The sequence below is a fragment of the Arthrobacter sp. GW460-12-1-14-TSB2 genome (assembly GCF_059423525.1).
Map to the genome: position 1 here is coordinate 48,049 of NZ_JBWKYC010000002.1, position 12,788 is coordinate 60,836.

12 protein-coding genes are annotated in these 12,788 nt (G+C 64.4%); 8 read left to right on the forward strand and 4 right to left on the reverse strand.

Annotated features, from left to right (window positions below):
• Together AC07YR_RS03370 and AC07YR_RS03375 are read right to left on the reverse strand one after the other, a co-directional pair.
• Window positions 1-871, reverse strand: an 871-nt coding sequence (locus tag AC07YR_RS03370; RefSeq protein WP_494733046.1) for a protein kinase domain-containing protein, incomplete at its 3' end; no start/stop codon positions are given.
• Between the two features lie 103 nt (window positions 872-974).
• On the reverse strand, window positions 975-2,321 hold the full coding sequence (locus AC07YR_RS03375) for a lytic transglycosylase domain-containing protein (protein WP_436057266.1): 1,347 nt from the start codon (window positions 2,319-2,321) through the stop codon (window positions 975-977).
• Window positions 2,322-2,564: 243 nt separating this feature from the next.
• Between AC07YR_RS03375 and AC07YR_RS03380 the strand changes: the two genes are divergently transcribed.
• Window positions 2,565-2,918, forward strand: coding sequence for an Rv2175c family DNA-binding protein (locus AC07YR_RS03380; protein WP_055800152.1), 354 nt, complete (start codon window positions 2,565-2,567; stop codon window positions 2,916-2,918).
• 68 nt (window positions 2,919-2,986) lie between these two features.
• Here AC07YR_RS03380 and AC07YR_RS03385 read toward each other — a convergent pair whose 3' ends face one another.
• Window positions 2,987-4,081 (reverse strand): polyprenyl synthetase family protein, encoded by a 1,095-nt coding sequence (locus AC07YR_RS03385; protein ID WP_436057267.1) that lies wholly within the window; start codon window positions 4,079-4,081, stop codon window positions 2,987-2,989.
• Window positions 4,078-4,608 carry a hypothetical protein gene (locus AC07YR_RS03390; protein ID WP_436057268.1) on the reverse strand — a complete coding sequence of 177 codons (531 nt, stop codon included), beginning with the start codon at window positions 4,606-4,608 and terminating at the stop codon, window positions 4,078-4,080. The genes AC07YR_RS03385 and AC07YR_RS03390 overlap by 4 nt, the downstream gene beginning before the upstream one ends.
• A 140-nt stretch (window positions 4,609-4,748) precedes the next feature.
• Between AC07YR_RS03390 and dinB the strand changes: the two genes are divergently transcribed.
• The 7 genes from dinB (at window position 4,749) to AC07YR_RS03425 (ending at window position 12,782) form a co-directional block, all read left to right on the forward strand.
• Complete coding sequence (gene dinB / locus AC07YR_RS03395; RefSeq protein ID WP_494733380.1) at window positions 4,749-5,909, forward strand: DNA polymerase IV; 1,161 nt, start codon at window positions 4,749-4,751, stop codon at window positions 5,907-5,909.
• Window positions 5,910-6,168: 259 nt separating this feature from the next.
• Window positions 6,169-6,543: an SCO2097 family morphological protein gene (locus AC07YR_RS03400; protein WP_436057269.1), complete on the forward strand. Its 375-nt coding sequence runs from the start codon at window positions 6,169-6,171 to the stop codon at window positions 6,541-6,543.
• 359 nt (window positions 6,544-6,902) lie between these two features.
• Window positions 6,903-7,331, forward strand: coding sequence for a division/cell wall cluster transcriptional repressor MraZ (gene mraZ, locus AC07YR_RS03405; RefSeq protein WP_028271726.1), 429 nt, complete (start codon window positions 6,903-6,905; stop codon window positions 7,329-7,331).
• 188 nt (window positions 7,332-7,519) lie between these two features.
• On the forward strand, window positions 7,520-8,518 hold the full coding sequence (gene rsmH, locus AC07YR_RS03410; protein ID WP_436057270.1) for a 16S rRNA (cytosine(1402)-N(4))-methyltransferase RsmH: 999 nt from the start codon (window positions 7,520-7,522) through the stop codon (window positions 8,516-8,518).
• Window positions 8,515-9,210, forward strand: a complete 696-nt coding sequence (ftsL, locus tag AC07YR_RS03415; protein ID WP_494733047.1) for a cell division protein FtsL — start codon at window positions 8,515-8,517, stop codon at window positions 9,208-9,210. Before rsmH ends, ftsL begins: the two co-directional genes overlap by 4 nt.
• Window positions 9,211-9,249: 39 nt before the next feature.
• On the forward strand, window positions 9,250-11,052 hold the full coding sequence (locus AC07YR_RS03420) for a peptidoglycan D,D-transpeptidase FtsI family protein (protein ID WP_055800124.1): 1,803 nt from the start codon (window positions 9,250-9,252) through the stop codon (window positions 11,050-11,052).
• A 77-nt stretch (window positions 11,053-11,129) separates the two neighbouring features.
• Window positions 11,130-12,782, forward strand: coding sequence for a UDP-N-acetylmuramoyl-L-alanyl-D-glutamate--2,6-diaminopimelate ligase (locus tag AC07YR_RS03425; RefSeq protein WP_436057272.1), 1,653 nt, complete (start codon window positions 11,130-11,132; stop codon window positions 12,780-12,782).
• Window positions 12,783-12,788: the final 6 nt, after the last annotated feature.

Here is a 12,788-nt window from a genome sequence, read left to right on the forward strand (position 1 = left end):
CCCCCGGCGGCTGGAGATCCAGTTCCGCGTCGGTCAGGTTGGTCCGGATGTGCCTGAGCTCCGACAGCAGCGCATTGCCGTCCACCGGACGCTGTTCAGGGTCGCGTGCCGTGCACCACTGCACCAGCTCGTCCACTTCGGCAGCCAGCCCCGGCACGGCAGCCGAGGGGGCCTGGACGGAGGAGTTCACGTGCTGATAGGCCACCTGGATGGGGACTTCGCCGTCGAACGGCTGCTTGCCGGTGATCATTTCGTACAGCATGATGCCCACCGAGTAGATGTCGCTGCGGGCGTCCGCCTGCCTGCCGAGCACGAGCTCCGGGGACAGGTAGGCCACAGTGCCGATCAGCGCGCCGGTGCTCGTTGACGTGGTGACGGCCCGGGCCAGTCCGAAGTCGCCCAACTTGATTCGGCCGTCATCGGCGATCAGGACGTTTTCGGGCTTGATGTCCCGGTGGATCAGCCCTGCGGCGTGCGCCGCTCCCAGGCCTTCCACTACGGGGTCGATCAACGCCAGGGCTAGCCGCGGAGACAATGCACCCTTCTCCTTGATGACGTCCCGGAGAGTGTGGCCCTTGATGTACTCCATGACCAGGTAGGCCGTGTGGCCGTCGCTGCCCTGGTCCAGGACGCCCACCACATGGGCGTGGGACAGCTTGGCCGCGGCTTTTGCCTCCCGGCCCAGCCTGTCCAGGAAGTTTCCGTCATTGACGAGGTGCGGATGGAGGACCTTGAGTGCGACGTCGCGCTCCAGACGCTGGTCCGTGGCCAGGTAGACGGTGGACATTCCGCCGCGCGCCACCCTGGACTGAACCCGGTAACGGTTATCCACCAGGGTTCCAACGAGGGAGTCCGACACTTTTTCCTGCACCCTACGATCCTAAGTGCTACACGGAAACGGGCCCGAATCGACATGCAATCCGGACCCGTATCGTTACCCTCGCGGCACTTGCCTTTGCGGTGCCGTTATGGTTCTAGCTGAAGTTCTTCTGGTGCGCCTTGATGGCTGCAACGTAGGCCTTGGTGTCGTCGAACATGCCGTTCTTGCTGACGGAGTACTGGCCCTGGTAGTAGCCGGCGATGGCGTGGTCCAGGTCCTTGCTCGTGCGGATCAGCTGGCGGATGATGGCTACGCCTGCCGTTGCGTTGTCATAGGGATCGAGCAGGTTCAGCTTGCGGCCCACAAGGTCGGAGGCCCATTCGCCCGACGTCGGGATGACCTGCATCGTGCCGATGGCGTTGGCCGGCGAGACCGCGCGCTGGTTGAAGCCGGACTCCTGGTAGGCGAAGGCGAGGGCAAGGGAGGGATCCACCCCCATCCGACGTGCCGTATCAGCGACGATCGACTTCATCTGTTCCCGGGTGGGAACGGGAGAGGCGTTGAGCAGGGCCTTGTTCTGGTTGGCGGACGACACCACGGCGTCGGGGTAGGTAAAACCGAGGAATGAGCTCGGCACCAGGGGAGTGACGCTCGCAGCCGGCTGGATGGAGGCGCCGGGGATGACCAGCTTGTTGCCCGGGTAGATAACGCTGGACATGGTCAGCTTGTTCGCCGACAGGATGTCTGAGAGCTTGACGCCGTGCTTTGCGGCGATGGCGGACAACGTGTCGCCGGACTTCACCGTGTAGGAGCCGGAGCTGGGGGCGGGAGCCGGAGCAGGCGCCGGCGTGGCCGCGGGGGCCGGAGCCGGGGCGGAGGACTGGCCGCCGCCGATCTTGATCTGCTGGCCCGGGTAAATGATGGAATTCATGTTGAGGCCGTTCCAGCTCAACACCTCGGACAGCTTCACGCCGTGGCGTGCGGCGATGGCTCCCAGGGTGTCACCGGACTTTACGGTGTAGACACTGCCGCCGGAAGTGGCGGGCGCTGGAGCCTCGGGCTTCGCCGCGGGGGCGGAAGGGGCCGGCGCGGACCCGGTCAGTTTGATCTTCTGTCCCGGGTAAATGATGGTGTTGGGCTGCAGGTTGTTCAGCTTCAGGATGGCATTCGTATCGAGGCCGTAGCGGCCGGCAATGCCGCTGATGGTGTCACCACGCGCAATGGTGTACTCGGCCGGAGCGGAAGGCTGGGCGGGCCGAAGGGAAGCGGGAATGGACGTGGAGACCGATGCCGCCGGAATGAGGCCCGACTTGAGCGCGGCTTCCTGGGCCTGCATGGCGGCCGCCAGGGTGGCAGGAACAGCCCGCGGACGAGATTCCGCCGCCGCCGGCTGGGCGATGGCGAGCGAGGACAGGACGACGGCCGGGAGAGCGGCCGTGGTCGCCGCAATCATAGGCAGGCTCGGCCTGGGGTGTTGCTTTGGCGATCGGGGCGTCGTCATGGGAATGATCCTCTTCTCAGCGGCGAATGCTGTCGGTCAGGCCGTTGTTACGAATGGTACTAGTGTTACTAAAGTTAGCGTTGATGCAAATGTGATCTATGTGAATCTCTCACGAATTGCCGATTAGCACAAGAAATGTATGGCATCTCTTATATGCCTTTTTTCGGAGTGTCGATTTACGCCATCGGCCCGCCTCATTGGGCTGACTAGGCGCAACAGTGCACCGCGTGGCAATCTTGATCCGTGAGTACTGTAGAAAGCCTTGTAGGCGAATGGCTGCCCCTGCCCGACGTTGCAGAAATGATGAACGTTTCCATTACTAAGGTCCACGGTTTGCTGGACGAAAAAGCACTGGTGGCGCTGAGGGTCGGTGAACGTCGCATCAGGTCGGTGCCCGCCGGCTTTATGCAGGACGGCCATCCGGTCGAGAGCCTTAAGGGGACCATCGTGGTCCTGTCGGATGCAGGGTATTCCGACGAGGAACTCATCACGTGGCTTTTCACGCCGGATGAATCACTGCGGGGCCGCCCTATTGACGCATTGCGTGAAGGCCGGAAGACGGAGATCCGCCGTAGGGCACAGTCCCTCGCCTGGTAGTCCTCACCCGGTAGCACTGCCCGGTAGCACCGCGCGGTTATTCCACGCGCGGTGGCCGCGCCCCCAAGTCAGGAGGCGCGGCTGACGGTTGCCTCGGCGAGTTTCCGCAGGGCCGTCTTTGGCAGGTCTTCCAGTGGGAGCATGTCCAGTTCATTAAAGGCGGCGCGGCCGAATTCCTCAATCAGGACTTCGGTGGCCTGGAGCGCACCGCAGTCCACGATGATGCGGCGTATCTCCTCCACATCATCGTCGGACAGGTCCGGGCTTCCGAGCTTTGCGTCGAGGAAGCGGGATTCCTCCGGCGACGCCTGGTCGAGGGCGAAGGCAACCAGGACCGTCCTCTTGCCCTCCCTGAGGTCATCGCCCGCCGGCTTCCCGGTGGTCACGGGATCGCCGAACACTCCCAGCACGTCGTCCCGGAGCTGGAAGGCTTCGCCCAGCGGCAGCGCGAACGCTGAGTAGCCGCGGAGCAGTTCATCGGAAGCGCCGGCCAGGGCGCCGCCGAGCGCGAGCGGGTGCTCCGTGGAATACTTCGCCGACTTGAACCGGATTATTGACTGGGCCCGGCTGACCGCGCCGGCCCGGTCGCGCATGGGACCTGCGACTTCTTCCAGGATGTCCAGGTACTGCCCGGCCATCACTTCGGCCCTCATCAGGTTGAAGATCAGCCGGGCCTGGCTGCCCGATGCTGCCGCCTGGCCGATGTCCGTGAACGTTTCCTCGCTGAACGAGAGGCACAGGTCGCCGGTCAGGATGGCTGCGGCATGGCCGAAGCGCTCGCTGTCCAGGGCCCAGCCCTGGTCTTCATGCAGCTGGCTGAAGCGGCGGTGGACGCTGGGTCCTCCGCGCCGAGTATCCGAGCGGTCGATGATGTCGTCGTGAATCAGCGCCGCCGCCTGGAAGAGCTCCAGTGCCGATCCGGCAGTGACCACCTCGGTGGCAGCCGCATCCCCGCCTGCGCCGCGCCACCCCCAGTAGCACATCAGCGCACGCAGCCGCTTGCCGCCGGTGACCAGGTTGGAAATGGATCCCATCAGCGGGTCGATGTCCTGGGAAATGGCGGACATCACGGACTGGCGGGTCGCCAGGAAATCATTGAGCTTGCCGGCGACAGCGGCTACGTAGGCCGTCTGCTCCAGGCGCAGCTGCTCCGCGACCGTCACTTCGCGGACTCGGCTGCGACGTTGGCGCCGATGGTGAACGTGGAGATCCCGCCGGTTTCCACCACGGCGATGTTCACGGTTTCGTTGTCACCGCGGAGGAAATCCTTGGACGCGACCGCGCCCACGTTCTCGCCGGGCACTGCTTTGAAGCCCTGGGCTTCCAGCTCTTTGGTGTAGAAAGCCACGACGGCGGCAGCCGGCGAGGTGATGTTTCCCACCAATGCCGCTGTTGCCGGAGTGGTCGTCTTGTCGAAGCTGCTGGACACGACCTTTGCCCCCGGCATCACGGGCAGCAGTTTCTCGGGGAAGCCGGCCACCAGCGCGCCGACGGCGGCGGTGGTTCCGGGCGAGGCTGTGGGGCTCGCGGGGGCCGTGGTGGATGCCTGTCCGGTGACGGAAGCTGAAGCGCTGGCAGTCCCGGTGGCCGTAGCGCCGGGATTGGCCGGGGTGCACGCCGCCAGGGCCAGCACCGCTCCGGCCACAATCACGGCGCAGCCCGCAGGCTTGAGCTTTCCAATTACCTTCACAGGGACATTCCTCCTGGTGTTGACGCCGGATGCAGCCTCCAGTTTAGTCAGTACCACGGCATAGGATTGAAGACGTGGGGTCGGAACAGGATAAACAGCAGCTCGAAGCGACCCTCCGGGAGCTCCGGCGAAGCAGCATCATGCATGTGGACATGGACGCTTTCTTCGTCTCCGTTGAGCTCCGTACCCGGCCGGAACTTCGCGGCAAACCCGTGATAGTGGGTTACCCGGCGGAGCGTTCGGTGGTGCTGTCAGCGTCCTATGAGGCCCGGAAATTCGGGGTCAAGTCCGCGATGCCCATGGCAATGGCGGCGCGCATGTGCCCCTCGGCAGTCGTTATCGAGCCACGGCACAAGCTCTACTACGAGGTGTCCGCCCAGCTCATGGCCATCTTCGGGTCGATCACGGAGCTGGTGGAGCCGCTGAGCGTCGACGAGGCCTTCCTTGACGTCGGCGGAGCAATCCGGAGGCTGGGGAGTCCGCGCGAGATCGGCGGGATTATCCGTCGGCGCGTGCATGAGGAACTCGGCATCACGGCGTCCGTCGGCATTGCGGCCAGCAAATTTGTGGCCAAGATAGCCTCTACCCGCTGTAAGCCGGACGGGCTCCTGCTGATCGGGCCGGATGAAACGGTTGCGTACCTGCACAGCCTTCCGGTCAACGCACTGTGGGGCGTCGGGGCGAAGACGGGCGAGGTGCTGGCCCGCATGGGAATCCGGACCGTGGCCGATGTCGCTGCAACGCCGCCGTCAGCACTAAAGAAGCTGCTTGGGGTGTCAGGGGAGCACGTCTACCGGCTGTCGTGGGGGATTGATCCCCGTCCCGTAACTCCGGTCCGACTCGAGAAGAGCATCGGCGCCGAGGAAACGTTCGCCGTGGATACAGCCGACGACGCCCTCCTGCACCGTGAACTGCTGCGCCTGTCGCACCGGACCGCCGAGCGGCTCCGAAGCACGGGGATGGTGGCGAGGACCATCTCCCTTAAGCTGCGCTACACCGATTTCTCCACCATCACGCGCAGCCGGACAGTGCACGCTCCGGTCGACAGTGCCCAGCTGATCTACGCGGTGGCCGTTCAGCTCCTTGAATCGCTCGGTCCGCGGGCCATGACGGTACGCCTCGTCGGTGTCAGGGCTGAGCAGCTTGAAGATGCTGCCCAGACTTCGCTGCAGCTGAGCTTTGACCGCCGCGACGACAACTGGCGGGCTGCGGAACAGGCCCTGGACAAGGTGGCGGCTAAGTTCGGCTCGAAATCGGTGCTTCCAGCCCGCCTGATGGACCCGCACACGCCCGGAGGGTGACCCGTCCCGCCGCGCCGGGAGTGTCTTTCAGAACAGGGCGCAACAAACTATCCTTAGATATACATAGATTTCGAACGTCTGGACATACCTAAGAAGTAAGCCCTGGACAGCCTGCTGAATAGGTCCGCCGTGCGAATGCGTGGAACCCGGCCTTTCGTTGTACGGTGGCCGGGAACCTCCTGCGCACGCCGGACGTTAGTGGATTGACAACACGGGGGCCAGAGCAGGTCCCGACGTTGGCCGACTTAAGGAGGTCGTGATGCCGCTCTCGGAGCACGAACAGAAGTTGCTCGAGCAGTTGGAGAAGCAGCTGCACGAGGACGATCCGAAGTTTGCCAATTCAATGGGATCGGATCCGGGCCGTAACTGGTCCACGCGCCACATCGTGATCGGCGTGCTGGCCACACTGGCCGGCGTCCTCCTCCTGCTGGTGGGCGTATCACTTCAGAGCATTTTTGTTGGTGTCCTCGGATTCATCGTGATGGGAGCCGGAGTCTATTTCGCAACGATGCGCAGTTCCGCCGCCGGCAAAGCGAAATCGACCGGTGGCAAGAAAGCCGGCAAGGGGCGCAGTTCGTTCATGAGCGGCCTTGAAGAACGCTGGGACGAACGACGCCGGGGCGAGCAGCAGTAGCTCGACCGCGACAGCGTAAGCTAACGCTCCACTTCGCACCACCTGCCCCTGGCAGACCTGCAAAAGACCCGCCCCGGCGGGTCTTTTGCATTTAACGGCCGGCAATCGTGGGCGCGAAGCCGTCCTGTCCGTACCGTCCGCCGTCGTACGGTCCCTCGCGGCCCTTTAGACGCCGTTATCCCTCCACTTTCCACCACCCGCCCGAAACCCCGGATTTGCGGGATTGGATTTGTCCAAACCCGGGACGAATCTTCCGTGTCGCGTTGACTGTGGAGCGATGTGGAGTAAAGTGGAGCAGGTAAGAGGGTAGTGGCAGCACAGGGGACGTGCAGCTCCTAACGACAGACAGGCGGGTGGCCATGTTTCTTGGCACTCACTCGCCGCGTTTGGACGAAAAGGGGCGGATCATCCTCCCAGCGAAGTTCCGTGAGGAACTTGCCAGCGGACTGGTTCTCACAAGGGGCCAGGAGCGCTGCATCTACGTCTTCAGTGAGCGGGAATTCGAACGGATTCACGAGCAAATGCGGGAGGCGCCCATCTCCTCCAAGCAGACTCGTGACTACATCCGGGTTTTCCTCTCTGGAGCCTCGGACGAGGTACCTGACAAGCAGGGGCGCGTGACTATTCCTCCCGCACTCCGGGCATATGCAGGTCTTGGCAGGGAGCTCGCCGTTATCGGCGCCGGTTCCCGAGCGGAGATCTGGGATGCCCAGGCCTGGAACGAGTACCTGGCAGAGAAGGAAACCTCCTTCTCTGAAACCGACGACGCCATCCCGGGAATCTTCTGAGGCCCGGAAGCGACGACGGCAGCGTTTCTTGAACGAGATCTCCAGCCGCCCATCCGAACGTTGTCCTGGCTCACTTCCCCGGAGCCAGGCGGACGTTGGGTTAGGCGCGGATGGGGATCTGGCTTAAGAAGCGCACCGAGGACCAGCCAGGCCCACCTAGGCAAACAGCGGCACGAAAGGACGAAGGTATGAGCGATCCCAACCAGCCAAAACCCACGTCCGAACGCCATGTACCGGTCCTCAAGGACCGGTGCATCAATTTGTTGGCCCCTGGCATCGAGGCGGCCCGCCACCGGGGCGAGACGCCGGTGGTCATCGACGCAACCCTGGGAATGGGCGGTCACTCCGAAGCCCTGCTCCAGCGGTTTCCGGACCTTCACCTCATCGGAATCGACCGCGACGAAGAAGCGCTGGCCCTGGCCGGCGAGCGTCTGAAGCCCTTCGAAAACCGCACCGACCTGGTCCATGCCGTCTACGACGAAATCCCGGACGTCCTCCGGGACCTTGGCGTCGAGGAAGTCCACGGCGTCCTGATGGACCTTGGCGTATCCTCCCTGCAGCTGGATGAGCGCGATCGCGGTTTTGCCTATTCTTTTGATGCGCCCCTGGATATGCGCATGGACACGAGCCGGGGCCAGACGGCCGCGGACGTCGTGAACAACTACAGCGAAGAGGACCTGGTCCGGATCATCCGCAAATGGGGTGAGGAAAAGTTCGCCGGCCGGATCGCCAACCGCATCGTGGCCGCGCGTGCAGCCAAGCCGTTCGCCACCACAGGGGAACTCGTTGACACCATCCGTGCGGTGGTTCCGGCAGGGGCAGCGAAGACCGGCGGCCACCCGGCCAAACGGACCTTCCAGGCACTGCGGATCGAAGTCAACGAGGAACTCGACGTCCTGGAACGTGCGGTGCCTGCCGCTGTGGACGCCCTCGCGATGGGGGGCCGCGTTGTGGTCATGTCCTACCACTCGCTGGAGGACAAAATCGTCAAGAAGGTCTTCCAGACCGGATCCAAGTCCTCCGCGCCGCTGGGGTTCCCGGTGGAACTGGAAGAACACAAGCCCGAACTCAAAACCCTGACTAAGGGCACCGAAGTGCCCACCGCCGATGAAATCGCCGAGAACCCACGCGCAGCGTCCGCGCGGCTGCGCGCAGTTGAACGAATCAGAGCCAGGAGGGCCGCATGAGCACCGCCGCTGCCAAGAACTTCCCAGTCGTGTCCGGCACGGCGGCCCGAGCCCTCACGGGACTTAAGCCCTCCGGCGGATCCGAGCGGAAGCTGCGGACCCCGCTCTCCGTGGTCCGCTCGACACCGCGCAAGCGCAGGGCCCCTTTTGTGGTGCTGTGCTTCGCACTGCTGGCTGTCGCGCTCATGGCGGTCCTGGTGCTGAACATCTCCGTTTCCACAGCGCAGTACCAGCTGGTGCAACTCAGGAGCGACCAGACCACGCTGACGAAGCAGAACCAGGACCTGACACAGCAGGTCCAGAATTTCGATGCTCCCCAGAACCTGGCTGCCAAGGCCACGGAACTGGGAATGGTGGCTTCCGCCGGCAAGGGGCAGATCGACCTTTCCACTCTTACCGTCAGCGGCAGCCCTAAACCAGCTGTTAAGGGTGACAAGCCCGGTTCCATCCTTGCAGCGCCGGCAGTCGCCGGGCAGCTGACGGTGGTTCCGCCAGCCACCACCAAGGAGCCGCTGGCCGTCCGCAAGCCGGCGGACGCCGCAGCTCCGGCTGCGGCACAGGCCGCACAGGCCGCACAGGCCGCAGCGGCTGCCCAGGCTGCCGCGAAGCCGCCCGCCGCCGCGAAGCCCGCGGCTGATCTCCACGGAGGATCCGTTCCGGCACCAAAGCAGAAGACGCCGGGCAGTAACTGACAGGACTGACCACCAGTAAGCAAGCAGCAAGGACTCACCGTGGCGCAGAGCACCGGCAAGAAGACAATCGCAAAAGTGCCGAACGCCACCAGGAGGCTCCGCCTCGGCTTGGGCATGATGCTTGCGCTGCTGCTGGTGGTCGGCGGCAAACTGTTTATGGTCCAGGGACTGGACATCGGCGGAATGGCTGAGGCCGCCTTGAACAACCGCCTCACCCCGATCGAGCTCCCCGCCGAACGCGGCAGCATCCTGGACGCGAACGGAACCGTCCTCGCCAACAGCGTCATCCGCTACAACGTGGTGGTGGACCAGCGCGTCAACACGAAGACAGAGTCCTTCAAGCGCCTGGACACAGTCGGCGACAAGGAAGAGCTCGTTACCGTTTCCAGGGACAAGGGCATCGAGGAGCTGGCCGCCGTGCTGGGGCAGGATCCAGCGGACGTCAAAGAGGCCCTGACGGGGGAGAAGCCCTATTACATCGTGGCGAAGGATCTCAAGCCCGATATGGAGGACCGGATCTCCCAGCTCCAGATCCCGGGAATAGTCACCGTCGGCACTAGCAAGCGCGTTTACCCGAACGGCTCTGTTGCCGGCGGGATCGTCGGATTCCTGCAGGACGGAACAACCGGCCAGGCGGGGCTGGAGCAGACCCAGGACGAAGTCCTCAAGGGGACTCCCGGCAAGCGGCTTTTCGAAATCGGCGCCGATGGCCTGCGCATCCCTGTCGGCGTGGATGAACTGACGCCCGCCGTCGACGGCAAGGACATCCGGCTCACGCTCAATTCCGACCTCCAGTATTTTGCCCAGCAGGCAATCCAGAACCAGTCGGACAAGCTGAGCGCCGAGTGGGGCGTCATCATCGTCCAGGACATCAAGACCGGCAATATCATCGCCATGGCAGACACCAACGCACCGGATCCCAACGACCCCGGCAAGGTGGCCGCCACGGACCGCGGTGTACGGTCGGTGACGGCCGCCTACGAACCGGGCTCCGTAGAGAAGATGATTACGGCCGCCGCCGTCATCGAGGAGGGCAAGTCGAGCCCGCTGGACAAGTTCACCATCCCGTCGTCCTATGTGGTGGACGGTCAGGTCTTCACCGACTCGTTCGATCACGGGACCGAGGAACGGACCTTGGCCGGGATCCTGGGCTGGTCGATGAATACCGGAACGGTGATGGCGGGCCAGCGGCTTACCAAGGAACAGCGCCACGACTGGCTGCAGAAGTTCGGCATCGGCGAAGCCCCCGACATCGGGATTCCTGCCGAAGCGACCGGCATCCTCACTCCTGCTGACCAGTGGGACGGCCGGCAGGAGTACACCGTACTGTTCGGGCAGGGCGTTTCGCAGTCCACGCTTCAGACCGTGCGGGCCTACCAGTCGATAGCCAACAACGGCGTAATGCTCCAGCCCCGCCTGATCGACAGCTACATCAGCCCGGACGGAACTGAGGAAAAGGTCCCGGCGAAGGAGAGCCGGCAGATCGTGTCCAAGGAAACCGCACAGCAGGTCCGGGACATCCTGGAGAGCGCCGTGACCGAGGGGCAGATCAAGGAAGCAGCAATCGACGGCTACCGCGTCGGCGCTAAAACCGGGACATCCCAGTCGCCGTGTGACGACGGCAAGTCGGGATACTGCGGCTACACCGCTTCCATGGTGGGGATGGCGCCGATGGACGATCCGCGGTTTATTGTTGAAGTTGTCCTGCAGCGCCCCAAAGGCAGCATCTACGGAATCACCAACGGTCCGGTGTTCCGCTCGGTGATGAGTCAGGTGCTGCGGACGTACAACGTTCCGCCCTCAACAGGCGAGCCTGCCAGGCTGCCCCAATACGTCAAGTAGCACGTCCACAACATCGTACGCATCAGGGGATCTTCCCCTACGCCCGGTGTGATCCACTAGCGCCAACGGAGATCCACTTGTCAGAGCACCATGCCCCAGACAGTACCGACGCAACGAGAGGCGCGGTTCCCGGTTCCGGGTTCCGGCCGTCCGCCGTTGCCGCGGTTCCGCTGGGCATCATCGGCGAGTCCGTCGGCGTCGTCGTTCCCGGGGCATCCAGCGCCATTCCGGTCACCGGGATCTCCCTGAACTCCAGGTCCGTGCAGCCGGGTGACCTCTACGTTGCCCTCCCCGGCGCCGCCCGGCACGGGGCGGACTTCGTGTCGCAGGCCGTCACGGCGGGCGCTGTTGCGGTTGTCACGGACGACGACGGCGCCAGGCTCCTTGCGCTGTCCGCTGACACTCCCGTGCCGGTCCTCGTGGTTGACAAGCCTCGAAGCGCGGTGGGCGGGCTGGCGGCACTGATCTACCAGAGCCGGCCTGTAGGCGGCGCTGTGCCCGCACTGTTCGGCGTCACCGGCACCAACGGCAAGACCACCACGACCTATTTCATCAACGCCCTGCTGCAGGCCCTGGGCCGCAAGACCGGGCTGATCGGCACCATCGAGATCCTGGCCGGCGGTGAGCCCATTCCCAGCCTGCTGACGACACCGGAGTCCACCGACATCCACGCACTGCTGGCCCTGATGCGGGAGCGTGGCCTGGACGCCGCCTCCATGGAGGTTTCCTCGCACGCCGTGTCGTTCCACCGCGTGGACGGTGTGCAGTTCGACGTCGCCGGGTTCACCAACCTGACCCAGGACCATCTGGACCTGCACGGCACCATGGACGAATATTTCCAGACCAAAGCGGAGCTCTTTACGCGCCCCCGCGCCAAGCAGGCGGTAGTCACCGTGGACGACGATTGGGGCCGCCGCCTTGCTGCCGGTGCCGGTATTCCGGTCACCACCCTGGCAACAGCCCAGGGCATCGATCCCGCAGCATCCGGTGCTGACTGGGCTGTCACGGCCACCGCGCCCCGGGGCCTGGGAACGCAGTTCCGGCTACGGCACCGTGACGGCACGGAACTCCGCGTTCACACGGGGCTTCCGGGCAGCTTCAATGTTTCCAACGCCGCCCTCGCAACCGTCATGGTACTGGCTAGCGGAGTCGACCCTGAGACGCTGCAGTCAGCCCTCGACTCGGCCGATCCGTTCACCGTGGCCGTCCCCGGGCGCATGCAGCTCGTCTGCACCGCCCCGGCCGCCGTCGTCGACTTTGCCCACAACCCGGACGCCCTGCAGCGGGCCCTGGAAGCAGTGCGCTCACCCGAACCCGGCTCGAAGGTGATTGTGGTCTTCGGAGCCACAGGGCAGCGCGACCAAGGCAAACGGCCGGCCATGGGTGCCATCGCCGCCCGGCTGGCGGATGTGGTGATTATCAGCGACGACGACCCCCATGACGAGGACGCCGCGGCCATCCGCGCGGACGTCCTGGCGGGCGCGCACGAGGCCAAGGAAACCGCCGGCCTTGGCTGCACCATCCTGGAGTCATTTCCGCGCGACACGGCAATCAGGCAGGCTGTGGAGATGGCGCAGGCGAAGGACACGATCCTGGTGGCCGGCCGCGGCCATGAAGTGTGGCAGGAAGTCAAAGGCGTCAATCTGGCGCTCGACGACAGGGTGGAGCTCCGCGAGGCCTTGACAGCCCGCGGATTCACCGTTCTGAATGACGAGCGGATAGAGTCCTAGACCGAG

Bases quoted from the DNA above. Each gene is read 5' to 3' on its own strand.
- AC07YR_RS03375 (WP_436057266.1), bottom strand. From the start codon at position 2,321: ATGACGACGCCCCGATCGCCAAAGCAACACCCCAGGCCGAGCCTGCCT.
- dinB (WP_494733380.1), top strand. From the start codon at position 4,749: ATGCATGTGGACATGGACGCTTTCTTCGTCTCCGTTGAGCTCCGTACC.
- AC07YR_RS03400 (WP_436057269.1), top strand. From the start codon at position 6,169: ATGCCGCTCTCGGAGCACGAACAGAAGTTGCTCGAGCAGTTGGAGAAG.
- mraZ (WP_028271726.1), top strand. From the start codon at position 6,903: ATGTTTCTTGGCACTCACTCGCCGCGTTTGGACGAAAAGGGGCGGATC.
- rsmH (WP_436057270.1), top strand. From the start codon at position 7,520: ATGAGCGATCCCAACCAGCCAAAACCCACGTCCGAACGCCATGTACCG.
- ftsL (WP_494733047.1), top strand. From the start codon at position 8,515: ATGAGCACCGCCGCTGCCAAGAACTTCCCAGTCGTGTCCGGCACGGCG.